Source organism: Propionispora vibrioides (genome assembly GCF_900110485.1).
Lineage (GTDB): Bacteria > Bacillota > Negativicutes > Propionisporales > Propionisporaceae > Propionispora > Propionispora vibrioides.
Window position 1 is genome coordinate 59,181 of sequence record NZ_FODY01000009.1, and the last position, 25,494, is coordinate 84,674.

The following is a 25,494-nucleotide window of genomic DNA, read 5'->3' on the forward strand; positions in this document are numbered from 1 at the left end:
GATTTGAGCAAGCTTTTCCGTTGATAGACTATCTATAAGGATTTGAAACGGCGCTAAACTGGTGGAGTTGACTGTGGATGGCAGCGTTGATAGACTACCTATAAGGATTTGAAACTCCCAAACCACTATACCTCTCCAGGCCATTTCTCGTTGATAGACTACCTATAAAGATTTGAAACAGGGTTTTGGTCAATGTTTTGTATTGAGTATTGTTGTTGATAGACTACCTATAAGGATTTGAAACATTGATCAGATAAGGAATAACCAGTTTTTGCTTGATCGTTGATAGACTATCTATAAGGATTTGAAACTTATTTCTTCGGCCGAGGCCCTATGTTTGGATACGATAGTTGATAGACTACCTATAAGGATTTGAAACCTCAAACCACTAAGGGGCGAGGAAGAAAAAGCCTCACGCGTTGATAGACTACCTATAAGGATTTGAAACCCGTCCAAAGGTCTTCCGCTTCAACATATTTGACGTTGATAGACTACCTATGAGGATTTGAAATGCCATATCAACAACAGTTTTGGCAGTCAACGGGGGTGATAGTTGATAATTTGGTCGGTCAATGGCAGCTATACAATGGTAAAGGAGAGAACCTGTTATGGAAAATCAGGAAACGGATAAAGAACTGTATGTATTATGGAAAAGCGGTGATAAAGAGACTGCGTTGAGCATGGTGTTTATGTATACGCTAAATTCCAAGATAAAGGGCTGGTGGGAAGAGGTCACTTTGATGGTTTGGGGTCCTTCGGCCAAGCTATTGGCGACCGATGAAGAACTGCAGGGCAGGGTCCGACAGATGATGGAGGCCGGTGTTCATGTGACGGCTTGTATTTCCTGTGCTCAGATGTTTGGTGTGGCAGAAGATTTGCGCAACCTGGGGATTGATGTGAAGCCGTTGGGGTTGCCGCTGTCTGAGTTGCTGCAGGCTAACAAAAAGGTACTATCTGTCTGATATGTGTACTCGCCGTTTGTTAAAAGGGCTGTTGCGGTCTATCAGAATAAAGTGTAGTGTTTAAAAAAGCAGAAAAGCCAATGTCTTTTCTGCTTTTTTGCATGCCGGAAAAGAAACGTTTTTGGAGCAGTGACGAGAATTTTAAAATATATTTGTAATAATTTTGTTTTATTCTTATAGCATATAGATAATGAAGAGAGGGATTATTGATGCGTAGAATTATGTCCGTTTTGCTGTTGCTGTTGTTTTTGCTGCTGTCCGTTTCCGGGCTGCAGATGGCTTTTTCCTTCAAGGATAAGTCGTTCTTTTCATCGCAACAACCGCCAATAAATCATGATAACACACAAGTAACCAGTATAAGGCCGAAGAACTTTTATCCCAAAGAAATGCATGAGTGGGCCGGATTCTTATTTATTGGGGCCGGGTTAGTGCATATTGGTCTAAATAGAAAATCAATATGGCTTTATTTGAAACATGGTAACAAATAATATGGGTTGAAACGCTGCACTCAGATGTCTGAGGTGGTGGAAAATGCCAATAAACAAGATTATCTTGTTTATTGGCATTTTTTAATTATTGACTTGGATAAAAATTCCTGATAAATTTAATAATAGAAATGATGATAAAAATAGTAATAATTAAATTAATCATAATAAGAGTAGGAGGAGTTATTTTGTCTGAGCGGACTAATGATTACTTAAGTTATATGAGACTTGTCCTGGGGTTATACATCCTGAAAATTCTTCGCCAGGGACCGGCCCACGGTAATAAAATAGCTGAAGAAATAAAACGGCGCACGAAAAATTATTATTCCCCAAATACCAACCTGCTTTATCCTTTACTAAGGATAATGGAGGAAAAGGACTATATAGTCGGGGTGTGGGATAACCCCGTTACTCGTGGCAGACGTATTTATACAATTACCCAAGTGGGTAGTGCTTACCTCCCGGAGCTTGAGGTGAAGCTGAAAGAGCGGCTTAAGGAGGCGGAAGCAAGAATAGAAATCTTAAAGTCAGATCTATTGGAGAGTTAGTTTTTTGGTATAAGTACATTGGTCAAACTAAAGCAAAAAGTGAGGAAAACTCCGGGGAAAATGCCAAGTCAAAGTAAATGACTTTTCCCACTATTAGTTTGTTACCTAGTAAAGAGGGTTATTATGGTTAAGAAATATTTCATTTTAGTTACCGTATGCCTTGGAACGGTACTTAGCGCTTATGTCAGCAGTTGTGTCAATATTGCTCTTCCCAATATTATGGCGGCGCTGAACTTTAATATGGACTCCATTGTCTGGGTGTCACTGGGGTATATGCTACCCTATGGTTCTACTCTTCCTATAACCGGCAAATTGGGGGATCAGCTTGGCGCAAAGCCCCTCTATATAACGGGTCTAATCGTGTTTACTGTGGCTTCCATGCTGTGTGGCATAGCCGCCAGTTCCACTACTATGGTATTCTTTCGTATCCTCCAGGGGATAGGAGGCGGCTTAATATTACCCAATGCGATGACTATTGTTGCGCAAACCTTTGAGGGCAATGAACGGGGACAGGCGCTTGGCATATGGAGCGCCATAGCTGCCGCCGGCAGTGCGATGGGGCCGATACTCGGCGGCTATTTAATTGAACATTTTGACTGGCGCACGATTTTCTTTTCGGTTGCCCCGGTTTGTATCATAAGCATTGTTTTGGCCATTGTGGTAATACCTGTGTCGAAGCGCAATCCGTCGGCGAAGATCGATTATCCCGGCGCTGCGCTCCTCATAGTCAGTGTCAGTTGCCTGCTTATCGCTCTCAATCAGGGACAAAAGGAAGGTTGGGATTCTCTTTATATTCTTTCCTTGTTTTACGCTGCGTTTGCGGCGTTTACGCTGTTTTTAGCCGTAGAGAAATGGGTAGAGCATCCAATGGTTGAATATCATTTGTTTCGAAGTATGGATTTTTCAGTAGCTAATGCCATTGGATTCGTATCTTTCCTAGTTTATTATGGCGGCAATTATTTACTCCCCTTTTTCCTCAAGTCGATTCTGGACTATAATTCCGCAACAGCAGGAATGGCCATGCTGCCTTTGACGGCCTGCATGGTGGTGGCCTCGCCGATCGGTGGACGATTGGCTGACCGTCTCGGTTCGCGGCTGCCGGCATTTGCAGGTATCATGATGATTGCCGGTTCTTTATACTGGTTCGAGACGATCAATACCGATTATTCGCTTCATAATTTTGCCGTCAGATTGGCTTTGCTGGGCGTAGGGCTTGGATTTACTATGTCGCCGCTCACCAACTGTGCCATTTCTTCACTGCCGAAGGATAAAGTCGGCGTTGGTTCGGGTATTTTTAATTTCGGGAAAAATCTTGGCGGTAGCATTGGCGTGGTATTTGCGGAGACATTGTTAACGCGCCGTGAAATCTATCATACGGCAGGACTAAAAGAATATCTGAATCCGTCGACCCATGCTCCGCAGGAAATATTTAACATGATACGCACCTTATGGGGAAATCAGGGGATGGACAGTTCGGCGCTGGCTGTAGCAACACATGGCTGGATGACGGGGCAAGGGTTATTACCACAGCAGTACGCTATGCTCAAAGCTTTCCTGGGAGCGATGATATCACGACAAGCTTCTGTCTTATCCTTTCAAGATGTTTTTCACACTCTTGCGGTGATTTGCTTTTTGGGAGGGCTGTTAGCGCTATTTATTAGTCCCAATAGCAAAAACTAGCGAAACAGAAGCAGAAGAACCATGGCGGGTTGCTGCTTCTTTTATTGCAAGGGGAATGTATAGAATTGTACCTTGACGGTGAGAGTAAGGTTTGTTACTTTGATAGTAGAAAGCTTTGGGAGGCGTCTTATGGTACTAAAGGATCGATTACAAAGAAACGCCGGCTGGTGTGCACGATGCGTTATTGTCTAACCCAACTGGCGAGGCTGGGTCTAACGCTGCAGGTACTTAAAACAGCTTTTGCGGCAGGGTTGGCCTGGCTGGTTGCCTTGCTGATTCCGGGCAGTTCTTATCCGGTTTTTGCGCCGCTGGCAGCTATTTTAACCATGCAGGTGACAATCGCCGATTCCATAGAAAAAGGAGTATACCGGGTTTTGGGCGTTATTGTGGGAGTCACGGTCGGCGGGGCGATTGGTTCTTACTTTGCCGTTAATACAGTAACTATTTTCTTTGCGATTTTACTGGGAATATCGGCTTCGACTGCTTTTCGTTTAAATCCGCAAATCACTTCCCAGGTAGGGGTCAGCACCTTGCTGGTACTGGTTTACGGTCAGACGAGCGGCTATATGCTGGGCCGGATTTGGGAAACAATGATTGGCTCTCTTGTGGCCGTATTACTGAATATAGCGATTAGCCCGCCGCAGGCCAGCGTTGTCGCCCGTCAGGCCGTGGTTGTCTCCATCCGGCAACTGATGCTGGTGCTGGAGCATATGCTTGATGCCCCGACAGATACAGAAGTTAGCTTGCTTGAGGCAAGACAGATGGTAACGCGGATTGAGAAAGAGCATATGCAGATTATCCAGACAGCGCATGGTTTTCGTTACACTCCTTTTCAACGACGGGAAAGAAAGGCTATGTTTGAACTGGTTTTATTGATAAACCGGGTAGAACATATCAGTATTCAGATTCGCGGGATAGCCCGCAGCTTAGTAGATCTACATTCTTTGCCAGGCCAGACGTACGACTTTTCCAGCGTATTGAAGGATGTACGCCTGTGTCTTTTGATCTTTGCCCGTGCGGTTGCGGCCAATGATGCTGAGGCGAAAGAAGCGGCAGTTATGGCGGTAAGGGAGATGCGGGCTAATTTCTCACAATACTATTATGCTTTGCAGCATGAGGCGGACACGGCGCCGGAAGTGGGTGCCATTTTTTCGGATCTGGGCCGCATTCTTGATGAAATTGAGGATAAGTTCCCTGCCTTAAATGCGCAAGCTGCCGGGAGCGGCCGGCTCTTTCCCGGCATTGACATTTCCGCCAATGAGTAAAGGCCACCTGTCATGCAGTTGTCATGCTGTTAGATTAGTGACCGATTCCTTGTGTGCATCTCCAGGTTTTGTTTATTGAATTTGAGGCAAGCATATGCTATATTGATGGTAATAAAACGATGGGAGTTGAAAAGATGATTATTCTTTCTTGCTAATTTTTAAAGCATAATCAAATCATGGGCGAAAAGGCCTCTTGTTTTGTTGTGCTTAGGCAAGAAAGATACAATTCTTTTCAACTCAGTCCTATATCTTTGTCATGCCCGGTGCCGGGCCTGGCTTTGCTGTGTGGTATGAGCTGCAGGAATGTTCTTTCTTGCAGCTCATACTTTTTTTGCAGGAGGATATAAGCTGATGTCATTAATTAATATTTCAAATCTAACTTTTGCTTATGAGGGAAGTTATGATCCTATTTTTGAAAATGTGAGCTTTCAGATGGACACGGACTGGAAGTTGGGTTTCATCGGCCGGAATGGCAGGGGAAAGACTACTTTTCTTAATCTGCTGCTGGGTCGCTACGAATATAGCGGGACCATTGCGGGCAGCGTGGACTTTGAGTATTTTCCCTTTGTGGTAACCCGTCCGGAAGAACTGGCGAGAGATGTGCTGGAGAGCATCTGCCCCGGCTGTCCGGATTGGCAAGTACTGCGGGAGCTTTCGCTGCTCCAGGTGGACGGCGAAGTGCTGTACCGCCCCTTTGCCACATTATCGCAGGGCGAGCAGACCAAACTGTTATTGGCAGCTTTGTTTTTGAAGGAAAATAGTTTTCTTCTGATTGACGAGCCGACCAATCATCTTGACCGGGAGGCGCGGGCCAGCGTCAGCCAATATCTTAATACGAAAAAGGGCTTTATTCTGGTGTCCCATGACCGTGCTTTTCTCGATAGTTGTATTGATCATGTGCTTTCCATCAATAAGACTAACATCGACATTCAGAAGGGTAATTTCTCGACCTGGTGGGAAAATAAGAGGCGGCAGGACCAGTTTGAACTTGCCGAGAATGAAAAACTGAAAAAGGACATTGCCCGCCTGTCCTCTGCCGCCAGGCGGACGGCTAACTGGTCGGACCAAGTGGAACAAACCAAGCTGGGCAGCAAGAACTCCGGCTTGCGGCCCGACCGGGGCTATATTGGCCATAAGTCGGCCAAGATGATGAAGCGGGCGAAGAGCATCGAGGCAAGGCAGCAAGCGGCTATTGAGGAAAAAGCCGGTCTGCTGAAAAATATCGAAAACGCCGGACGGCTGCAAATGACGCCGCTCGACTTTTATACCCAGCGGCTGGTGGAGGTGGGAAAACTCGATATCTTCTACGGAAACAGGGCCGTTTGCCGGCAGGCGGATTTTACGATTGAACAGGGTGACCGCATTGCGCTTAGCGGCAAAAACGGTTCGGGTAAATCCAGTCTGATCAAGTTGATTTGCGGCGAAGCCATTGCCTATACAGGTACGTTCCGGAAAGCCAGCCGGCTCGTTATATCCTATGTGTCGCAGGATACTTCAGGCCTTACGGGCAGTTTGCGCGATTATATCCGCGGCTATGGTATTGACGAAAGCATTTTTAAGGCGACCTTGAGAAAACTCGATTTTTCGCGGGTGCAGTTTGAAAAAGATATGGCCGATTTCAGCGGTGGCCAGAAGAAAAAGGTGCTGCTGGCCAGGAGCCTTTGTGAGAAAGCTCATTTGTATGTCTGGGACGAACCGCTTAATTTTATTGATGTAATTTCCCGGCTGCAGCTTGAAGAAGTGCTGCTGGAGTTTTCGCCGACTATTTTGTTTGTTGAGCATGACAGCCAGTTTTGCAAGAATATAGCCACCAAGGTAGTAATGCTTTAGCCTGCTTTATCTATAAGGAAAGAGCTTTAAATTAATACTGGCATACCCGCGCGACGACAAACGGGTATGCCTTTTGCTGTATGTGGGGGCAGGAATTATTTGTTTTTTGAGAAAGTATACATATATACACTAGGAGTCCGACATAAGGAGGCAGGATGTACGGGAGAATGGACTTTTTGTATACCTGGTAAAGCCGGAGCGGTTTTGCCGTAATCATATGGAGGAGGCTATCAACTATGAATCGAAACAAACTTGTTATTGTTGGCGTGGGGCATGTGGGATCGGCGGTCCTCAATTGTGCGCTTGCCTTTCAACTGGCTTCGGAGATCGTGCTGATTGATACGGACGGGGAAAAGGCGGCAGGAGAGGCGCTGGATACCAGTCATGGTACGCCGTTTGCCTATTACAGCCCGAATATTGATGTCCATGATGGCGATTACGAGGAATGCCGGGATGCCGACGTCATTATCATTGCGGCCGGGCCAAGTATTATGCCTGGTGAAAAACCAGACCGTCTGGTGCTGGCCGACCGGAATGTGAAGACCATTCGGGAGGTTATGTCATCCATTGTCCGCTATACGCAGGAAGCGGTTATCATCATCATTACCAATCCGTTGGATGTCATTTCCTACTGTGCGCAAAATTTCTTCGGCTATCCGAAGGAAAAGATCCTCGGTACCGGGACTACCCTGGAAACGGCCCGGCTCAGACGGATTCTGGCCAATCACTACAGTGTGGACCCGAAGGATGTACAGGGCTATATGCTGGGCGAGCATGGCAATTCGGCTTTTCCGGCCTGGAGTCTGGTCAGTGTGGCCGGTATCGCTTACGATAAGCTGGACGCTTATTTTCAACCGGCTAAGCCTCTGGATACGGCGGCGGTAGGACGTCAGGTCGTTCAGGTTGCTTACGATGTTTTGAGCTTCAAGGGTTGTACAAACTCGGGAATAGCGGTGGTGGCCTGCCGGATCGCCAGGGCTGTTTTATCCAATGAGGGCAGCATTTTCCCGGTTTCCACAACTCTTGAAGGCGAGTACGGTTTGAGCCGGGTGTCGCTCAGCCTGCCTTGCCAGATCGGGGCCGGCGGCGTTAAACGGCGGCTAGCGGTACCCCTGACGGCGGAGGAAACAGAAAAACTCAGGCAAAGTGCGGCCAGCATTTCCCAGGTGCTGAGAAATACCGGCTTGCTGAGTTAGGCTGCGAAAATGGAGTAAAAAATAAAGGCGCTTTACTTTTCCGGGACTGCGGGATTAGCCGTGTTTGCCGGTAAAGGTAAAGCGCCTTTTTTCAATTAGTCTACCTGATAACCCGAAAGAAAGAGAAATATTATCCGATAATTACGGATTGTTGCCACTTTTTTCTGACAATTGTTATTCTTGTTCGTCATATAGATCAATTATACAATACAAGTAGAAAAGGTCGAAGCAACCGCAGCTTCAATAAACCAGGCGGTGGCGACCTAATAAGGAGCTTTGAGTATGGTTCTTACCGCACGTCGTCAGGAACTGATAAAAATTTTAGAGGCTACCGACCACGACGCACCTCTGACGGTCAAACAGTTGGCCGGACGGTTTGGCGTCAGTGAACGGACCATTCGCTATGATTTGGATTTTGTGGAAGAAGCGCTGAGACACAAAGGCCTTGCTTTATGCAAGCAGACTAACCGGGGAGTTTGGATCGAAGCGACTGCCGGTCTGACCGAACTGCCCCGTATGGCTTTCCGGGATTATGTGCTTTCCCGGCGGGAACGTTGCCAGGCTATTGTGGTCTACCTGCTCGCCGCCGGTCAGGCGGCAGCGGCCGAAGAGCTGGCAGAGCACCTGCTGGTCAGCCGCAGCACCTTGCTGGCCGATCTGGAGAGCGTAAAGGAGTTGCTGGTTAAATACCAGGCGGAGCTTGCTTCCAAACGCGGCCTGGGTCTGTGGATCGAGGGAAAGGAAAAGAACCTGCGCAATCTGCTGGTTCAGATTTTCTGCACAGGAACCTATGATGTCAGCGCGCCGGAGCAGCAGGCGGGAGAGTATCCCTATGAAGCGGAACTCTTTCATGCCTATGCCGGAACATTGCCGGTAGCAGAGCTGGCCACCTTTATGATCCGGCTACTGCAAGAGCAGGGCCTATCCTATACGGACTTTTCCATTAATTATATGGTGATTTCCCTGACTGTTCAGCTAAAACGGCTGCAGCAGGGCCGGCGGCTGGAAGAAGCCGATAGCGGGGGATTAAGCGGTATGAGCGGCAGCTTCTTTAACGGTCTGGCCCGGCAGATGGCCGCCGAACTTTCCCGTTACGACCGCCGGATTGGTGAGGAAGGGGAAGTGAACTTTATCATCCGGCAACTGCTGGGCAGCCAGATTTCCTGCTTTTCGCGGCTGGATGAGGGCGAACGGCAAAAGGTGAATCTGCTGGCCCTCAACTTGGCTGAAAGCTTTATCAAAAGCTGTCAGCGGTGGCTGGGCGACATTTACGTCGATGATGAGGAACTGCTCTACGGGCTGGCCCTGCATTTGCAGCCGGCTATCGAACGGGCTCGCTGCAAGGTTACGCTGACCAATCCGATGCTGCCACAAATCCGGGAAAAATACGGTGAATTGTTTGCCATTGTACTCAAGGCTGTCCGGGAAATTGAACAGGAGCTAGGTGCCGGGCTTTCCGAGGATGAAATCGGCTACCTGACCATTCATTTCGGGGCGGCTATTGAACGGAAAAAAAGCCGGGCCCAAAAAAGTCTGAAGGTGGTACTGGTCTGTGGCAACGGGATCGGTACAGCCAAGCTGTTATCCATTACGCTGAAAAGCCGGATGCCCTATTTGGACATTGTCAAGGTATTGTCGCTGTACGAATGGAAGCAGCAGACGGTCAGCGGTGTTGATCTGGTGATCAGTACCGTGCCGCTAAAACGGCAGGACGCGGCAGTGCTCCATGTGTCACCCATTCTGTCGGCTCTGGAGATGCAGGTCATTGAGAACCAGATTCAGAGCGTGTATCATAAAAAATTCGCCGCCGTAGAGGCGCTTGCCTTATCCGGCTCCCTGCTGGGGCTGAAAGACGTACTGCTACCGTCCTCCATCGAACTGGATGTCCGGGCCGGTTGCTGGGAGGAGGCTATCCGGCAGGCAGGCCGGCTGCTGGTGGCCGGCGGGGCGGCCGAGGAACGGTATATTGACAGTATGATTGCCTGTGTAAAAAAAATCGGCCCCTATATTGTTATCGCACCAGGCATTGCTATGCCGCATTCGCGTCCCGAGGACGGGGTCAAACGGATTTGCCTCAGTATGGTCAGACTGGCGGAGCCGGTTTCTTTCAGCGACACCAGGTATGAACCGGTCGATTTGGTCTTTGCCTTTGGCGCCGTCGACCATGAATCCCATTTCCGGGTTCTTTCCGAGCTGTGGCAAATGCTGAAGGAACCGGCTACGGTACAGGGCTTGCGCCAGGCTGCGGATAAAGCGGCGGTGCTGGCGCTGATACCGGACTGCCAGCCGGAGTTTCAGTAATGAATTAAAAGCAGAAAGGATAACAAGCCATGTTGACGGACCTTCTTACAGCAGATGTCATCCGCTTACATGTCGGATGTGACAGTTGGCGAGAGGCGGTGAAAAGCGGCACCGACCTTTTGGTGAATAAAAACTGTGTTGAACCGCGCTACCAGCAGGCTATTGTGGCCAATCACGAAACGCTGGGACCGTATATGGTCATTGCGCCGGGCATTATGCTGGCTCATGCCCGGCCGGAAGACGGGGTGAAAACGCTGGCCATGAGTCTGATTACCCTGAAGGAGCCTGTTGCTTTTGGCAACAAAACCAACGATCCGGTTAAATTGCTGATTACGCTGGCCGCACCAAACCGGAATTCGCATCTGACGGCTTTATCGCAGCTTATGGAGCTGCTGATGAATGCCGAAGATATCAGAAGCATTATGGACGCAACGAAAAAGGAGGCGGTACTGGCAATCATCAGCCGCTATTCTTAAGAGACCGCCGGGGGCGGTCAGTGAACCGGAAAATAAGTGAAAAAAGGGGGGACCAGACGATGAAAATTCTGGTATGCTGCGGCAGCGGTCTGGGCAGCAGTTTCATGATTGAAATGAACATCAAAAAAATACTTAAAGAAAACAACGTGGCAGCTACGGTGGATCACAGTGATCTGTCCTCAGCGTCGGGGATTAAAGCCGACATCTACGTCGGTACCAGAGATATTGCCAGCCAGCTAACGGCGCTGGGTGGCAAGGTGGTGTCCTTAAACAGTATGATCGACATGAAGGAATTGAAGGAAAAATTACTGGCTGCCTTGGGGGACAGTGGAGCCATATAGTAAGAATGGAGGAGGGAAAGCATGTTAAAGTTTATTACCGATGTTCTTAGTGTTCCTGCTATTTTAGTCGGCATTATTTCGATGGTCGGTCTCTTGGTTCAAAAGAAAAGTGGTCCCGATATCTTGAAAGGGACAGTAAAAACCATTCTTGGATTTCTCATTCTTGGCGGCGGGGCCGGTATTGTTGTCGGCGCGTTGTCCAGCTTCGGTGTCATGTTCCAGCATGGCTTCGGCATCAACGGGGTGGTGCCGCACAATGAAGCGATTGTGGCTCTGGCGCTCAAGACTTATGGAACGCAGACGGCGCTGATCATGGCTTTCGGCATGGTGATGAATATCGTCATCGCCCGATTGACGCCGCTTAAGTACATCTTTCTTACCGGACATCATACCTTATATATGGCTTGTATGATTGCCGCCATCTTGACGGCCGGCGGCATGGGCGGCGCCTCATTGGTTATCGTGGGGTCGGTGGTATTAGGTTTTGTCATGGCCTTCTTTCCGGCGATTGCTCAGCCGACGATGCGTAAAATTACCGGCACCGATGATGTGGGCTTCGGTCATTTCAGCACCTTGGGCTATGTATTTTCGGCCTGGGTCGGTTCGCTGGTAGGCGACCGGGAAAAATCCACCGAGGATATTGATTTTCCTCAGGGTCTGAGCTTTTTGCGCGATTCTTCGCTGGCCGTATCGCTGGTCATGGCTGTGCTGTACTTTATCGTAGCGCTGGCTTCGGGACAGGGCTTTGTGGAAAAGGAACTGAGCGGCGGTCAGCATTTCCTGGTGTTCGCGCTTATTCAAGCCATCACTTTTGCCGGCGGCGTATACGTCATCCTGGCCGGGGTACGGCTGGTGCTGGCGGAAATTGTACCGGCTTTTACCGGTATTGCCACCCGGATTGTGCCTAACGCAAAACCGGCATTGGATTGTCCGGTCGTCTATCCCTATGCGCCTAATGCCGTGCTGATTGGCTTTTTATCCAGCTTTGCCGGCGGTGTAGTTGGCATGATGGTCTTACTGCTGCTGGATAAATCCATACCGGGTCTGCCGATCATTCTGCCTGGTGTAGTGCCCCATTTCTTCTGCGGTGCTACGGCCGGGGTATTCGGCAATGCCACAGGCGGTATCCGCGGCTCCATCTGCGGCGCTTTTGCCCAGGGGCTGTTGATTACCTTCCTGCCTGTGCTCTTGATGCCGGTATTGGGCAACCTGGGCTTTGCCAATACCACCTTCAGCGATGCTGATTTTGGTGCGGTCGGCATTATTCTGGGCAATGCTTTACGCTGGTTTGGTATGTAGAACACGGTAGAAAACACGTAGCACAGAAGGGGAAAAACAAAATAAAAATAAATATCCCTCGGTATATGTGGCGGGGGATATTTATTTTGTAAAAAAATCTAATCCGAGGTGGAAAAAGAGATGAATGAGCAAGAGCTGAAAAAATTAAAACTGTTATCAGCTAAAATCCGGGTTAATGTGATTAAGATGCTTAAAAATTTAGGACATGGACATATTGGTGGCTCATTAAGTATTGTGGAATTAATGAGTGTACTGTATGGAAAACAACTGAATTATGATCCGGAAAATCCACAAAAAGAAGATCGCGATATGGTGGTGCTAAGCAAAGGCCATGGCGGTCCCGGATGGTACAGTGCGTTGGCGGAAGCAGGCTTTTTTAACAGAAAGTTGTTATTTACCTTGAATCAAGGGGGAACAAGACTTCCCTCTCATCCTGATCGCAGGTATACACCGGGTGTTGATATGACAACCGGTTCATTAGGACAGGGAGCTTCGGTAGCAGCAGGAATGGCTACAGGCATGAAATTAAAAGATAGTGAACAATATGTTTACGTTATCATCGGCGATGGAGAATTGAATGAAGGGCAGTGCTGGGAAGCGTTCCAGTATATAGCCAATTATAAGTTGAACAATTGCATTGTCTTGATCGACGATAATAAGAAACAGCTTGACGGGACAACCCGAGAGATTATGAATCAGTTTGATATTGCTAAAAAGATGGAAGCCTTTGGATTTTATGTTCAAAAAATCAAAGGAAATGATGAAGCGGCTATAAATGAAGCGATAGAAAAAGCAAAAGAAGTTAAGGATAGTGCAGTTTGTGTCGTTTTGGACACAATTAAAGGGCAGGGGATTCCATTTTTTGAAACGTTGGCAGGAAATCATTCAGTTAAGTTCAACAATGATGAGATCAACCATGCCGCTGATGAAGCTATCAAACAACTTGAGGCATTTATTGGAGGAGGTCGGTTATGATGTTTAAGCTTACTGGTGACCGTTCGAAAAAAGGCCGTGAGTTAAGGCTGAGCATTGTGGAAACAATACAGGAATTGATGAAATATGATGATACTATTGTTGCCTTGGATGCAGACTTAGCCGAACCTAGCGGCTTTAATAAAATTAAAAAATCCAACCCTGATCGTTTCATCCAATGCGGGATTAGTGAAGCCAATATGGTCGGTGTATCGGCTGGCTTATCCGTCATGGGCTTTAAGCCTTTTCTTCATTCATTTGGGCCATTTGTAACAAGGCGTGTTTATGATCAACTTTACATATCTGGTGCCTATGCCCACACTACTTTACATATATATGGATCTGATCCCGGATTTACTGTTGCTCAAAACGGGGGAACTCATACAACCTGGGAAGATATGGCCTTAGTGCGCGCCATTCCTAATTCAGTCATCTGTGATGCAGCAGATGACATACAACTGTCGTGGATCATAAAGGAATTTGCTAAAATGGAAGGCATCCATTATGTCCGTGCTAACCGTAAGGCCGTTAGGAATGTTTATGAAGCCGGGTCAAGCTTTGAAATCGGCAAAGGAAATGTTATTAAAAAGGGTACGGATGTTTTAATTATAGTAGCCGGGCAATTAGTCAGTGATGCTTTGGATGCTGCCGATCTGTTAGATAAAAAAGGCATATCTGTTGAAGTCATTGACATGTTTACTGTCAAGCCTCTGGATCAAGAACTATTATTAAATGAAGCAGTTGGCAAACAAGCAATAGTGACTTTTGAAAACCATTCCATAACCGGAGGATTAGGAAGTGCAGTGGCGGAAACAATTGCTGAAGCCAATGTTGGTATCAAATTTAAGCGACATGGAGTTGACGAGCGGTTTGGACAGGTAGGTACTGCTGAGTTCCTGCAAAAGGAATACCGGCTTACAGCCGAAGATTTAGTTAAAACCGTGGAGGTACTTTATGAACGTTAATAAATTAATTGATCATACCTTATTGAAAGCAAATGCAACTAAAGATCAAATAACAAAATTATGTAATGAAGCAATCAAGTATGAGTTTGCCAGTGTTTGTGTTAATACTTGTTGGGTAGATTACTGCCATGGTTTACTGCAAGGCAGTGATGTTAAAGTGTGTTGTACGGTGGGCTTTCCGCTTGGTGCCAATGCCACCCCGGTGAAAGTTTTCGAAGCCGGTAATGCCATTAAAGATGGGGCACATGAAATTGATATGGTGATCAATATAGGCGAATTTTTATCAGGAAACTATGGGATGATCGAAAATGAAATTAAGGAAGTCGTAGCAGTGGCTGATGGTCATTGTGTGAAGGTAATTATAGAGACTTGCTTGTTAAACGATGAACAAATTATTAAGGCCTGTGAACTTGTCAGCAAGACGAAAGCGGCTTTTGTTAAGACCAGTACAGGCTTTAGTACTGGGGGAGCTAATCCAAGAATCGTGAAACTTATGAAGGATACTGTTGGTGATACCGTAAAAGTAAAAGCTGCAGGGGGCGTACGTAATAAAGAAGAGTTAAAATTAATGATTGAAGCCGGGGCTGACCGAATTGGTACAAGCAGCGGTGTTGCTTTAGTCAGTGATGAATAAATAATCGATAAGTACGTGCCAACTATGGACAAAAGGGCAATGGTTTTTAAACCATTGCCCTTTGTATTCTAATGGTGCTAGCGCCGGATTTTTAGTATAATCTAAGGAGGCTAACAAGGCTTGTCTATAAAAATATCCACCCCAAGGGCGATGGACAAAGAATGAACTGGATAATGCCATATGACTTTATTAGATATAAAATGATATAATATGATTTAAAATGGTTGAAACTTAAAATAATCGATTGTATAATGAAAGCAGGTGGAATTCATGTTGGCAAAAGAAAGATTGTTATTTGTGCTTAACAGACTGCACATCCAGCCATCGGTTTCGATCAAGGCTTTGTCGGAGGAATTGGGAGTTTCCATATCGACCATCCAGCGGGATTTGCGAATTCTGGAAGATCAGGGGAAGATTCAGCGGGAACGCGGCGGCGCCCTTAATAAGGAACTGACCGACACCCTATCCAACCTGACCGAGCGACCGGTGGGCGAAAAGGAATTAATTAACCTGCCGGCTAAGCAACTGGTTTGTGTCAAGGCAGCGGAGCTCATTAAGAATGGCGACTGTATTTTTATTGATTCGGGCACGACGCCGGCTCATCTGGTGCCGCTGCTGGCGAACAAGGAAATCAAAGTGGTCACCAACAGTGTGTATGCTCTCGATAAGCTGGTTAAGGAGTACCGGGGAGAAGTCTATGTGCTGGGCGGTCAGTTCAATGCCAAATACGATATGAATATGGGACCGATTACACTGGAGGAAATCAGTAAGTTCCGTTTCGATCACGCCTTCTTGGGAGTAAGCGGGATTGATCTGGACAGCGGTGAAATTTTTTCGGCCGACTTTGCCATCGGTGCTATAAAGCAGATGGTTATGAAGCGGTCGAATCATACTTACGTGCTTAGTGATGACTCGAAATACTCAATTAAAGCGCTGTGCACCTGGGCTAATTTGACCGAATTTGACCTGGTGTTTGTCAACAGTTTTCCCGCCAACAGAAAGAAACTGAAGAATATAGTGGTTTGTGAGACATAAGCGGGAGGCGAGTGAAAAATGGCAGTGGCAATAACGGAGATAAGGTTGGACGATAACGGGATATATCCCTTGCAACTGAGACCGGTGTATAAAGAGGTGATATGGGGTGGGCGGTCGTTGGAGCAGCTTTTTGCGAGAACGCTGCCCGGTCCTTGCATTGGTGAGAGCTGGGAGCTTTGCACCCATGAACATGGCACCAGTATAGTGGCAAACGGTTGCTGGGAGAACTTGAGTCTGACCGAGGTAATTGCCCGTCAGCCGGCTGCCATCCTGGGGAAAGCGTATCAGAACCAGAACCGGTTGCCTTTATTAATCAAATATATTGATGCCAATGACCACCTGTCCATTCAGGTGCATCCCGGCGAGGCCGAGGCCCTCACGGCGGAGGGGGAGGCCGGGAAGAGTGAAGCCTGGTATATCGTAAAGGCCGATGACGATGCGGAAATCGTGTTCGGTCTGGCCGAAGGAACCACACGGGAAACGTTTCAGCAGGCAACTCGGGCCGGTAGCGTGGAACGGCTCTTGCGGCGGGTAAAAGTGCGGACCGGTGATATGGTGTTTGTACCGGCCGGGACGGTTCATGCCCTGCTCAAAGGACTGGTGGTCTGTGAAATACAGCAAAATTCCGATACCACCTATCGCATTTATGATTACGACCGGGTCGACAGCCAGGGACAAAAACGGCCACTCCATTTGGAACGGGCGTTGTCGGTCATCAAGTTTGACCAACAGCCGGCCGTGGAATTTTCCCATTCCGCTCTTTACTGCCCCTACTTTTCCGTTGAAAAGTGGGACGTTAAGGGCGGCCGGGAAGACCGGCCGGGAGACCGGTTTGCCGCGTACTGTGTTTTGCAGGGGCAGGGTCGGGTCAGCGGCAATGGTGTGACCGTCGAACTCCGGGCCGGTGCTACGGTGCTCTTGCCGGCGGCCCTACCCGCTGTTCACCTGGAGGGAGACTTGACCCTGCTGCGGGTGCAGTAGGATCGGCTAAAAATGAGATAAACCGAGTGCCCCAGGACAATAAACGGCCGCTATAGAGGATTGCTTGAAGCAATTCGCCTATAGCGGCCGTGTTAGTTTTAGCTCTCACTATCCGTGTGAAATCAGTGGTTTTCCAGTGTGGCAAAAAAAGCCGATAAATCCTCCGCCGGCATGGGCGGACTGAATAAGTAGCCTTGCACGATGGGACAGGCGTATTTTTTCAGACAGTTGAATTGATCCAGTGTTTCCACGCCTTCGGCAACGGCACTAATCCGCAGGTGTCGGGCCAAATCCAGGATGGTCTGCAAAATGGCTTCGTTGTCGATATTGGTCGGGACATCCTGAATAAACGTTTTGTCAATTTTCAGTACGTCGATTGGGAAACTTCGTAAGTACATGAGCGAAGAATAGCCGATGCCGAAATCATCCAAGGCCAGGCGTACCCCCATGGCCCGCAGCGAGTTCATGATCGGCAGCACCAGATCGGCGTGAGTCAGGGCTACCGTTTCCGTGATCTCCAACTCCAGGCACTCCGGTGACAGGCCAGTCTCTTCCAATACATGGCGGACTTTGGCCAGGAACGAGGGGTGCTGCAACTGTTTAACCGATATATTGACGGAAATGCGGACCGGAATCTGGCCACCCCGCTGCCAGGTGGCGCACTGCCGGCAGGCGGCGTCCAGCACCCAGTCGCCAATGAGTACGATCAGGCCGGTTTCCTCGGCCAACGGAATGAAGGTGCCGGGATAGAGCAGGCCGCGGTTGGGATGCTGCCAGCGAACGAGTGCCTCGACCCCGATAATGTGGGCGTCACTGGTAATCTGGGGCTGATAGTGAAGCACGAATTCCTGCTGATTGATGGCCTGGTGCAGCTCGGCTTCCAGGATTAGTTTGTCCAGGCAGGCGGCATGCATTTCTTCATCAAAGAAATGGTATCTGTTTTTTCCCTTCTGCTTGGCCTCGTACATAGCCATATCGGCGGCCTTGATCAGGGAGTCGGCGTCCTGGCCGTCTTTGGGATACATGGCAATGCCTACGCTGGCTGAAACATGTAGGTCGTTGCCGTTGAAGTTCCAGGAACTGTTGATGGCTTCAATGGCTGCCTGGATGATGCCAGCGATATGATTATAGTCCTGAACCTGTGGGAGCAGCAGAATGAACTCATCACCGCCCAGCCGGTAGATCTGGCCGATGCCTTTCAGACAGCGCTGCAGCCGGAGAGAAACTTCTCTTAAAAATGCATCGCCCGTCGAGTGGCCCATGCCATCGTTGATGCGTTTGAAATCGTCAAGATCAAAAAAAGCGATGGCAAATTGTTCGCCCAGTTTGTCTTCCCGGTGTTTACGGGTATCGATATGATCAATCAACTGCAACCGGTTGGGCAGCTTGGTCAGTGTATCATGATAGGCGAGATGAAGCACGGCTTTTTCCGTTTCCTGCAGTTCATGGACCTTTTTTTCCAATATTTCGGTGCGTTCTTTGACAATCCGTTTTAGTTTGGAATTGAAGAGCATAAAGGCCAGCAAAGCGAGGGAGAGGAGGCCGATGATGACGAACAGCGGCAGGATAACAGTGCGGTATCCCGCAGAACCGCCGGTGTCATTGACATTGTATAGAAAGTTTTCTAAGGCAAAGCCCGGCTTCAACAGACCGAAGCGCTGATGAATTTCTACGATTTTGGCCCAGCGGCCGGGATTCATATGTCCCAGTTCCACGTAATCGGGCAGAATAATCTTATTCATCTCATTGGCCTCAAAACGAAGCCTTTCCGGTGAGAGGGAGGGATTGTACTTGGCCAGAATGAGGCCGATCAATTCCTCCTGGTGGTTCATGGCGTATTCCCAGCCTTTTAAACTGGCGCGGGTAAAGCGCTTTACCAGGTCCGGATCGGCCTGAATGGTATTGTCCGTAGTAAACAGACAATCGCCATAATAGTCGATTCCGTAATTGATCGGATTGATCACGTGAACAGGCAAGCCTTGCTGTTGCAAGGAAAATAACTCCGCCGTGCTGTAGCCGGTGATGGCGTCCACTTTTCCGCCGCTGAGAGCAGCCAGGTCCCAATTGTGCGAAAGTAAGGTTACCTGGTTGGAATCAATGCCTTCGTTATTAAGCATCGCCAAAATGTCGGTGCTTTGCTCAGGCACCAGCATAATCTGCTTATGTTTCAGATCATGAGGAGAAAGGATGCCTGCATCCTGGCGGCTGATTAAAACCTGGGGTGAGTGCTGAAAGATGGCGGCGATTACTTTTATCGGGGCGCCCCGATCGCGGGCAAGCAGGAGTGATGTATTATCAACGCCGAAAGCGGCGTGGCCGTCCACTACTTCCTGTACCGGATTGATGCCCGGATAGCCTTCTTTTAACAGGACCGTCAAGCCTTCTTCCCGGTAGAAGCCTTTTTCGATGGCGGCATAATATCCGGCGAATTGAAACTGATGGGTCCATTTTAATTGTAAAGTTACCGTTTCGGCATGGCTAGTGTAGGGAAGGAAGATAGTGATACATAATGTGATAAAAAATAATAGCGGCTTTAATAAGGCGGACACGGATAAAACCTCCAGGAAAGTAAAGTGGAAAAGAAAGGGATGTTGCAGAATCTTGGTTTTATTGCCAAATTGCGTCAATTGTGATATTCGCTATGATTCCTGGGCTACCCTTTTAAAAAAGCTAAAGTATTTACAGATTCTTTAGAAAAATTTATTCTCCCTATGCCTTGCGCCGGTACAGGAGCCTGATAGTATCCTTTAGGATAGTAACCTACCAATTGGTAAGTTCTTGTTAAGCGGCTTGCCAGCAGGTACTATTATAAATAGTAACCATATAAGGAGGAGCAACATGGAAACAGTAAAGCAATGGCATCAGGCGGCTGTCGGCCAACGGGTTGTGGCAGCGTTGCAGAAAAACGATTTTGACGCCCGGTATGTGTCTACCTTGGCGGAGGCGGCCGATTTCATCATGGAGCAGGTAAGTCCAGGTATGAAAGTGGGCTTTGGCGGTTCGATGACCATCAAGGACATGGGCATACAGGAAAAGGTCCAGGCTGCCGGTGGTACCGTTCTGGATCATGGGACGCCGGGACTGACACGGGAAGAAGCGGTGGCAGTGGCCAGAGAGGAATTGCTTAGCGATCTCTATCTGTGCAGCAGCAACGCGGTTACCTTAGACGGCAGGCTGGTGAATATCGACGGGATGGGAAACCGGGTGAGTGCGCTCAGCTTCGGTCCGAAAAAAGTGATTGTGGTGCTGGGCATCAATAAAGTGTGCCAGGATGAAGCGGCGGCTTTTGAACGGCTGGAAACGATTGCTTCTCCCATGAACAACAAACGGCTGGACATCCCTAATCCCTGCACCAAAACCGGGGTTTGCATGGACTGTCAGGGGCCCACTCGTATTTGCCGGGTTTATTCGGTCATCAGAAGAAAACCGGTGGCAACGGATATGACAGTGGTCATAGTGGGCGAAAACGGCGGTTATTAATTTAGGGAACACTGATTTATTCACACCGCGCAGCCAGGCGGATCTTTTTCCGCCTGGCTGCGTCAGCAAAACCTTGAAATAGGAACCGCTGTTCCTGCGCTTTTACTTCCTTGCCAGCCGAAAAAATCTCTCGCCAGGTCGGCAGGCTCATAAAAATCAGCGGTTCCCTCGGTAATAAAATCCCCTGTGAAAAACCAGCAATTTGGTTTTTCACAGGGGATTTTGCTTGCCGGATTATGACTCTGCCACCCAGGGCAAGGAAGAGGCCGGATCAAGGCATACCAATGAGGCTAACATCTTACCGGCTTGTGTGGTGTGCCGCGGGGATTACCATAATTTAAATGATAGACAGATTGGATGAATTTTGATAAAGTGTAATCAAGGACAAGTGTATTTATATGGTGAACAAGATGCAACACTTGTTCTTGAAAAAACAAGGTTGATAATAAAAATGTGGAACTAAAAGGAGGGTCAGCGTATGAATGGTTTTGATTTTGCCAGCATGATTCAAAAAGATCGCAGTGAGAGGAAGCATCAGCAGTTTAGCGGTACCTTGCTGGATTATCTGTCGATTGTCAAAGAAAACCCGAAAGTGACTATGCTGGCTCACCAGCGCATGTATGAACTGTTGTCCGGTCCTGGTGCCGAGGCCGTCAAAACGGAGGAAAACTCCAGACTGAAACGGATTCATGGCAGTACGGTTCTGAAACGGTACGCTTTCTTTGCCAATGATTTTTACGGGATTGACAAGAGTATCATGCAGTTGATGCGCTATTTCCACTCGGCGGCCCTGAAAGGGGAGGAAGCCCGCCAGGTGCTCTATCTGGTAGGTCCGGTCGGTGCAGGCAAATCGTCCTTGATGGAGGCTTTGAAAAAAGCGCTGGAAATGAGTCCGCCCATCTATGTATTGCAGGACTGCCCGATGCGGGAAGAACCGCTGCATTTAATACCCAAACACTTAAGGCCCCAGTTTGAAGAATTGCTGGGTATAAAAATAGAAGGTGATCTTTGTCCCGTTTGCCGTCACCGGTTAAAGCATGAATTTCACGGGGAATATGAGAAGTTTCCCGTGACCATGTCCGAATTCTCCATCCGTTCCCGCAAGGGCGTCGGGGTGGTGCCGCCGGTAGACCCCAACAACCAGGATACCTCAGTGCTATCCGGTTCGGTGGACATATCCAAGATGGACCTGTATGCTGAAGATGATCCGCGGGTTATGGCCCTGAACGGGGCTTTTAATGTGGGTAACCGGGGCATTGTGGAATTTATTGAAGTCTTTAAGAATGATGTGGAGTATCTGCACACCATGATCACCGCCACTCAGGAAAAATCCATTCCCTCCCCGGGCAAGGGTTCGATGATTTACTTTGACGGAATCATCCTGGCCCACTCCAATGAATCGGAATGGAACCGTTTCAAATCGGACCACACCAACGAGGCTATTCTGGACCGGATTGTCAAGGTGGAAGTACCCTATTGCCTGGAACTGGATGAAGAGGTCAAGATTTACCGCAAAATCCTGAAAAACAGTTCCTTTGCGGCCCATATCGCGCCGCATACCATCGAAGTGGCCTCCATGTTCGCCATTCTCAGCCGGCTGACGCCGTCAGCCAAAGTGGATGCCCTGACCAAGCTGAAAATTTACAATGGTGAGGAAATTGTGGAGAAAGGCTCCACCAAGAAGGTTGATGTGACTGAACTGCGGGATGAAGCTCGGCGGGAAGGCATGAGCGGTATATCCACCCGGTTTATTATGAAAGCGCTGGGGGCCGCGCTGGCCGAAGCGGAAAACGACTGCATCAATCCGATTGCCGTGCTGGATACGCTGGTCAAAGCGGTGAAGGATATGGCGGTGGCTGACGATGAAAGGAAGCGGTACCTGAGCTTCTTGCAGGATGTGCTAAAAAAAGAATACAACAAGATTCTGGAAAAAGAAGTGACCAAGGCGTTTATTCACGGCTACCAGGAGCAGGCCGAAAGTCTGTTCAACAACTACCTGGACCATGCCGAGGCGTTTGTTAATGCCACTAAGATCAAGGACCGCAACACCGGCGAGGAATTGGAACCGGATGTGAAGTTTTTGCAATCCATTGAGGAGCAGATCGGCATTGGCGGTACGGCGGCCCTTGGGTTCCGGCAGGATGTGACGGCTTATATGTTTTCCCTGCTGAGGAACGGTGCCAAGATCGACTATCGCAGTTACGAGCCGCTTAAGGAAGCTATAGAGAAGAAGCTGACCGTTTCGGTGAAAGAACTGTCGCGCGTGGTAACCAAAGCCAGAGTGCGCGACGGCGAACAGGACGGGAAGTATAACGCTATGGTGGAGGAAATGAAACGAAACGGCTATTGCGATCATTGCTGCAATGTCATTCTAAAATACGCCGCCAATAATCTTTGGAAGGATTAACGCCGGAATTGGGCTGCTGTCCGGAGAAAGGAGGAAGCAAGCATGGCTCTTTTCAAAGAAGGAAGCCTCACCTCATCTGACCGTTCGCAATGGGACCGGAAGCGGCACAGACAATTGGTGGAGGAAGCCATTAAGAAAAACATGGGCGGCATTATTGCCGAGGAAAGCATCATCGGCCAGGACGGGAATAAAAAGATCAAGATTCCGGTCAAGGGAATCAAGGAATACCAGTTTATTTACGGTAAAAATACGCCGGGAACAGGTTCGGGCAGCGGCGGCGAACAGCGGGGGCAGGTTGTCGGCAAGGACGGGGAACAGCAAGGGCCGGGACAAGGTGCTCAGGCGGGCAACGAGGCCGGTGAGGATATTTTTGAAACGGAAATTACCCTGGATGAACTGGTGCAATATCTGTTCGAGGATTTGCAATTGCCTGATATGGAACGCAAAAAATTCTCGGTGGTGGAAACCGAGCGGAAGGTTAAGCTGTCCGGCTATCAGAAGAAAGGCATTCCGCCGCGGCTGGCTAAAAAGCGGACGCTGACGGAAAAAATCAAGCGGGTCAAATCAGGCTTGCGGGCAGCAGAAGGTATATGCGAGAGTGAAGAGCGGCAGGGCTTTATCGAAGACGATCTCCGCTATCGCCGGGTGAAAAACGAAATCCACCGCAACTCCAACGGAGTGGTTATCTGCATTATGGATACGTCGGGCTCGATGGACCAGACCCGCAAATATCTGGCCCGGAGCTTTTACTTCTTGTTATATCAGTTTGTCCGGTACCGCTACGAGCAGGTCGAGGTGGTTTTCATCGCCCATACGACAGAAGCGAAAGAAGTGGACGAGCAGGAATTTTTCCACAAAGGGGAATCGGGCGGCACCTTTATCAGCAGCGGCTATGCCAAGGCACTGGAGATCATTGAGGAGCGCTACAATCCGGCAGTCTGGAATATTTACGCTTTTCACTGCTCTGACGGCGATAACTGGGAGCAGGACGACGCCAAGGCCGTTGAACTGGCTGGGAAACTATGCGAATTATGCAATCTGTTCGGTTATGGTGAAGTGGCGGCCCATCATGGCTACAGCACCATTCGCCGCAAATTTCAGGAGCAGTTGAATCAGGATAATTTCATCATGGCGCAGATGCAGACCAAAGAGGATGTATGGCCGGCCTTTAAACGGATTTTGGAGAAAGAAGGGGCGGGAGGTGAGGCTACATGACGGCGGAATATACGCTGCAGCAGCTGACCGACTGGAACGGGCGCATTGAGGAATATGTCCGGGAAAGCGGACTTGACTGCTATGAACAGCATTTTGAGATTTGCAGCTACGAAGATATGCTCTGTTATGAAGCCTATGTGGGCATGCCGTCCCACTATCCCCACTGGAGCTACGGCAAGGCATATGAACGGCAAAAGACCTTCTATCAGCACAATCTGAGCGGACTGCCCTATGAAATGGTCATTAACTCCGATCCCTGCCTGGCCTATCTCATGAAGGATAATACGTTGCTGCTGCAGATTCTGACCATGGCCCATGTGTACGGGCATAATGACTTTTTTAAGAACAACCGCCTGTTCCGTCGTGATACCCGGGCCGAACTGACGCTGGAGGTCTTTAAAGCCCATGCCGGCCGGGTACGTGCTTACATTCAGGACCCCAGCATTGGCCCTGAAGCGGTGGAGCGGGTTTTGGATGCTGCTCATGCCCTGCGGTTTCAAACCTCCCGTAACGGACCGGGCAAACTGCCTGACCGGGATACGCTGCGCCGGGAGGCGCAGGAAGCCATACCGGAGCGGCTGCAGAACGATCTGTTGGGCTTCCTGGCCGAGCGGGGGCGCTTGACCGACTGGGAACGGGACCTGGTAAGCCTGGTTCGTGAGGAAGCACTGTATTTTATTCCCCAGATCGAAACCAAGATTATGAACGAAGGCTGGGCCAGCTATTGGCACTATCAGATTTTGCAAAAGCTGGAGCTGCCTCAGGCGCTGCACCTGGAGTTCCTGCAGCGGCACAATCTGGTGATTCGGCCCCATCAAGGCCGGGTCAATCCGTATTTTATCGGCTTCAAGCTATTTGAATACCTGGATAAGACGCTGGGCCGCGAACAGATATTCCGGGTACGGGCCGAGGAACGGGATCAGTCGTTTTTGCGGCGCTACCTGACCAGAGAACTGTGCGAGGAGTTGCACCTTTTCGTTTATCAGAAACAGGGTGATGATATAGTGGTCACCGAAGTGCCCGATGAAGAAGGCTGGAAACAGGTCAGAGATGAGTTGGCCGGTTCGGTCGGGGTGGGGGGCATGCCTGCCATCACGCCGAAGAAGGTCGACCAGGGCACGCTTATTCTGGAGCACCAATATGACGGCCGGGAACTGGAACTGAATTATGCCCGGGAAACCCTGAAATACGCCGCCCGTCTTTGGGGCGGCACGGTGAAGCTGCCTACCGTTATTGACGGCAAGGCCAGACAGTTGAGCAGTGACGAGATGCCGGAGATCAAAGGAAGGTTGTAAAGCGGGTTGAGAGAACCTGACCAAGGTGGTCAGGTTCTTTTTTTGCCGATTGATTTGATCGAGGAATAAATTTTTTCTATTTGATTTATTGACGAAAAAATATTTCTTTGATATGCTTAAGTCAAGA

The 25,494-nt window shown here is 48.9% G+C and carries 21 protein-coding genes and 1 CRISPR repeat array; of the genes, 20 read left to right on the forward strand and 1 reads right to left on the reverse strand.

Going from position 1 to position 25,494, the window contains the following annotated elements; translation table 11 throughout:
• Positions 1–19 precede the first annotated feature (19 nt).
• Positions 20–513: direct repeats of the CRISPR family, unit length 31 nt; unit sequence GTTGATAGACTACCTATAAGGATTTGAAACC.
• 95 nt (positions 514–608) lie between these two features.
• From BMW43_RS09275 to BMW43_RS09350, 16 genes are all read left to right on the forward strand, one after another.
• A complete protein-coding gene (locus BMW43_RS09275) occupies positions 609–962 on the forward strand; it encodes a DsrE family protein (RefSeq protein ID WP_091746161.1) in 354 nt (117 codons plus the stop codon).
• Positions 963–1,183: 221 nt separating this feature from the next.
• On the forward strand, positions 1,184–1,450 hold the full coding sequence (locus BMW43_RS21860; protein WP_369324069.1) for a DUF4405 domain-containing protein: 267 nt from the start codon (positions 1,184–1,186) through the stop codon (positions 1,448–1,450).
• 185 nt (positions 1,451–1,635) lie between these two features.
• On the forward strand, positions 1,636–1,995 hold the full coding sequence (locus BMW43_RS09285) for a PadR family transcriptional regulator (protein WP_091746167.1): 360 nt from the start codon (positions 1,636–1,638) through the stop codon (positions 1,993–1,995).
• Positions 1,996–2,118: 123 nt separating this feature from the next.
• Positions 2,119–3,675 (forward strand): DHA2 family efflux MFS transporter permease subunit, encoded by a 1,557-nt coding sequence (locus tag BMW43_RS09290; protein WP_091746169.1) that lies wholly within the window; start codon positions 2,119–2,121, stop codon positions 3,673–3,675.
• A 176-nt stretch (positions 3,676–3,851) separates the two neighbouring features.
• The gene (locus BMW43_RS09295; protein ID WP_091746171.1) at positions 3,852–4,940 is read left to right on the forward strand and encodes an FUSC family protein; all 1,089 of its coding nucleotides are present in this window, start codon (positions 3,852–3,854) and stop codon (positions 4,938–4,940) included.
• Between the two features lie 351 nt (positions 4,941–5,291).
• On the forward strand, positions 5,292–6,770 hold the full coding sequence (gene abc-f / locus BMW43_RS09300; RefSeq protein ID WP_091746173.1) for a ribosomal protection-like ABC-F family protein: 1,479 nt from the start codon (positions 5,292–5,294) through the stop codon (positions 6,768–6,770).
• A gap of 236 nt (positions 6,771–7,006) precedes the next feature.
• Positions 7,007–7,966 (forward strand): L-lactate dehydrogenase, encoded by a 960-nt coding sequence (locus tag BMW43_RS09305; RefSeq protein WP_091746175.1) that lies wholly within the window; start codon positions 7,007–7,009, stop codon positions 7,964–7,966.
• Positions 7,967–8,248: 282 nt separating this feature from the next.
• Complete coding sequence (locus BMW43_RS09310) at positions 8,249–10,267, forward strand: BglG family transcription antiterminator (protein ID WP_091746177.1); 2,019 nt, start codon at positions 8,249–8,251, stop codon at positions 10,265–10,267.
• A gap of 29 nt (positions 10,268–10,296) precedes the next feature.
• On the forward strand, positions 10,297–10,743 hold the full coding sequence (locus BMW43_RS09315; RefSeq protein WP_091746179.1) for a PTS sugar transporter subunit IIA: 447 nt from the start codon (positions 10,297–10,299) through the stop codon (positions 10,741–10,743).
• A gap of 59 nt (positions 10,744–10,802) precedes the next feature.
• Entirely contained in the window at positions 10,803–11,084 is a 282-nt protein-coding gene (locus BMW43_RS09320; RefSeq protein ID WP_091746181.1) for a PTS sugar transporter subunit IIB, read from the forward strand.
• A gap of 21 nt (positions 11,085–11,105) precedes the next feature.
• Complete coding sequence (gene ulaA, locus BMW43_RS09325) at positions 11,106–12,383, forward strand: PTS ascorbate transporter subunit IIC (RefSeq protein WP_091746183.1); 1,278 nt, start codon at positions 11,106–11,108, stop codon at positions 12,381–12,383.
• Positions 12,384–12,503: 120 nt separating this feature from the next.
• Entirely contained in the window at positions 12,504–13,358 is an 855-nt protein-coding gene (locus BMW43_RS09330) for a transketolase (protein WP_091746185.1), read from the forward strand.
• Complete coding sequence (locus tag BMW43_RS09335; protein ID WP_218140642.1) at positions 13,355–14,320, forward strand: transketolase family protein; 966 nt, start codon at positions 13,355–13,357, stop codon at positions 14,318–14,320. The genes BMW43_RS09330 and BMW43_RS09335 overlap by 4 nt, the downstream gene beginning before the upstream one ends.
• On the forward strand, positions 14,310–14,954 hold the full coding sequence (gene deoC, locus BMW43_RS09340) for a deoxyribose-phosphate aldolase (protein WP_091746187.1): 645 nt from the start codon (positions 14,310–14,312) through the stop codon (positions 14,952–14,954). Before BMW43_RS09335 ends, deoC begins: the two co-directional genes overlap by 11 nt.
• A 270-nt stretch (positions 14,955–15,224) precedes the next feature.
• Positions 15,225–15,989, forward strand: a complete 765-nt coding sequence (locus BMW43_RS09345; RefSeq protein ID WP_091746189.1) for a DeoR/GlpR family DNA-binding transcription regulator — start codon at positions 15,225–15,227, stop codon at positions 15,987–15,989.
• Positions 15,990–16,007: 18 nt separating this feature from the next.
• A complete protein-coding gene (locus BMW43_RS09350) occupies positions 16,008–16,970 on the forward strand; it encodes a type I phosphomannose isomerase catalytic subunit (protein ID WP_091746191.1) in 963 nt (320 codons plus the stop codon).
• A 122-nt stretch (positions 16,971–17,092) separates the two neighbouring features.
• Here the strand turns inward: BMW43_RS09350 and BMW43_RS09355 are convergent, their stop codons facing one another.
• Positions 17,093–19,519, reverse strand: a complete 2,427-nt coding sequence (locus tag BMW43_RS09355; RefSeq protein ID WP_143050600.1) for an EAL domain-containing protein — start codon at positions 19,517–19,519, stop codon at positions 17,093–17,095.
• A gap of 289 nt (positions 19,520–19,808) precedes the next feature.
• Here BMW43_RS09355 and BMW43_RS09360 point away from each other — a divergent pair, with 289 nt between their 5' ends.
• The 4 genes from BMW43_RS09360 (at position 19,809) to BMW43_RS09380 (ending at position 25,367) form a co-directional block, all read left to right on the forward strand.
• On the forward strand, positions 19,809–20,450 hold the full coding sequence (locus BMW43_RS09360) for a lactate utilization protein (protein ID WP_091746195.1): 642 nt from the start codon (positions 19,809–19,811) through the stop codon (positions 20,448–20,450).
• A 478-nt stretch (positions 20,451–20,928) separates the two neighbouring features.
• Complete coding sequence (locus tag BMW43_RS09370) at positions 20,929–22,857, forward strand: PrkA family serine protein kinase (protein WP_091746200.1); 1,929 nt, start codon at positions 20,929–20,931, stop codon at positions 22,855–22,857.
• 42 nt (positions 22,858–22,899) lie between these two features.
• A complete protein-coding gene (gene yhbH, locus BMW43_RS09375) occupies positions 22,900–24,072 on the forward strand; it encodes a sporulation protein YhbH (RefSeq protein ID WP_091746203.1) in 1,173 nt (390 codons plus the stop codon).
• The gene (locus BMW43_RS09380; protein ID WP_091746206.1) at positions 24,069–25,367 is read left to right on the forward strand and encodes a SpoVR family protein; all 1,299 of its coding nucleotides are present in this window, start codon (positions 24,069–24,071) and stop codon (positions 25,365–25,367) included. Before yhbH ends, BMW43_RS09380 begins: the two co-directional genes overlap by 4 nt.
• Positions 25,368–25,494 lie beyond the last annotated feature (127 nt).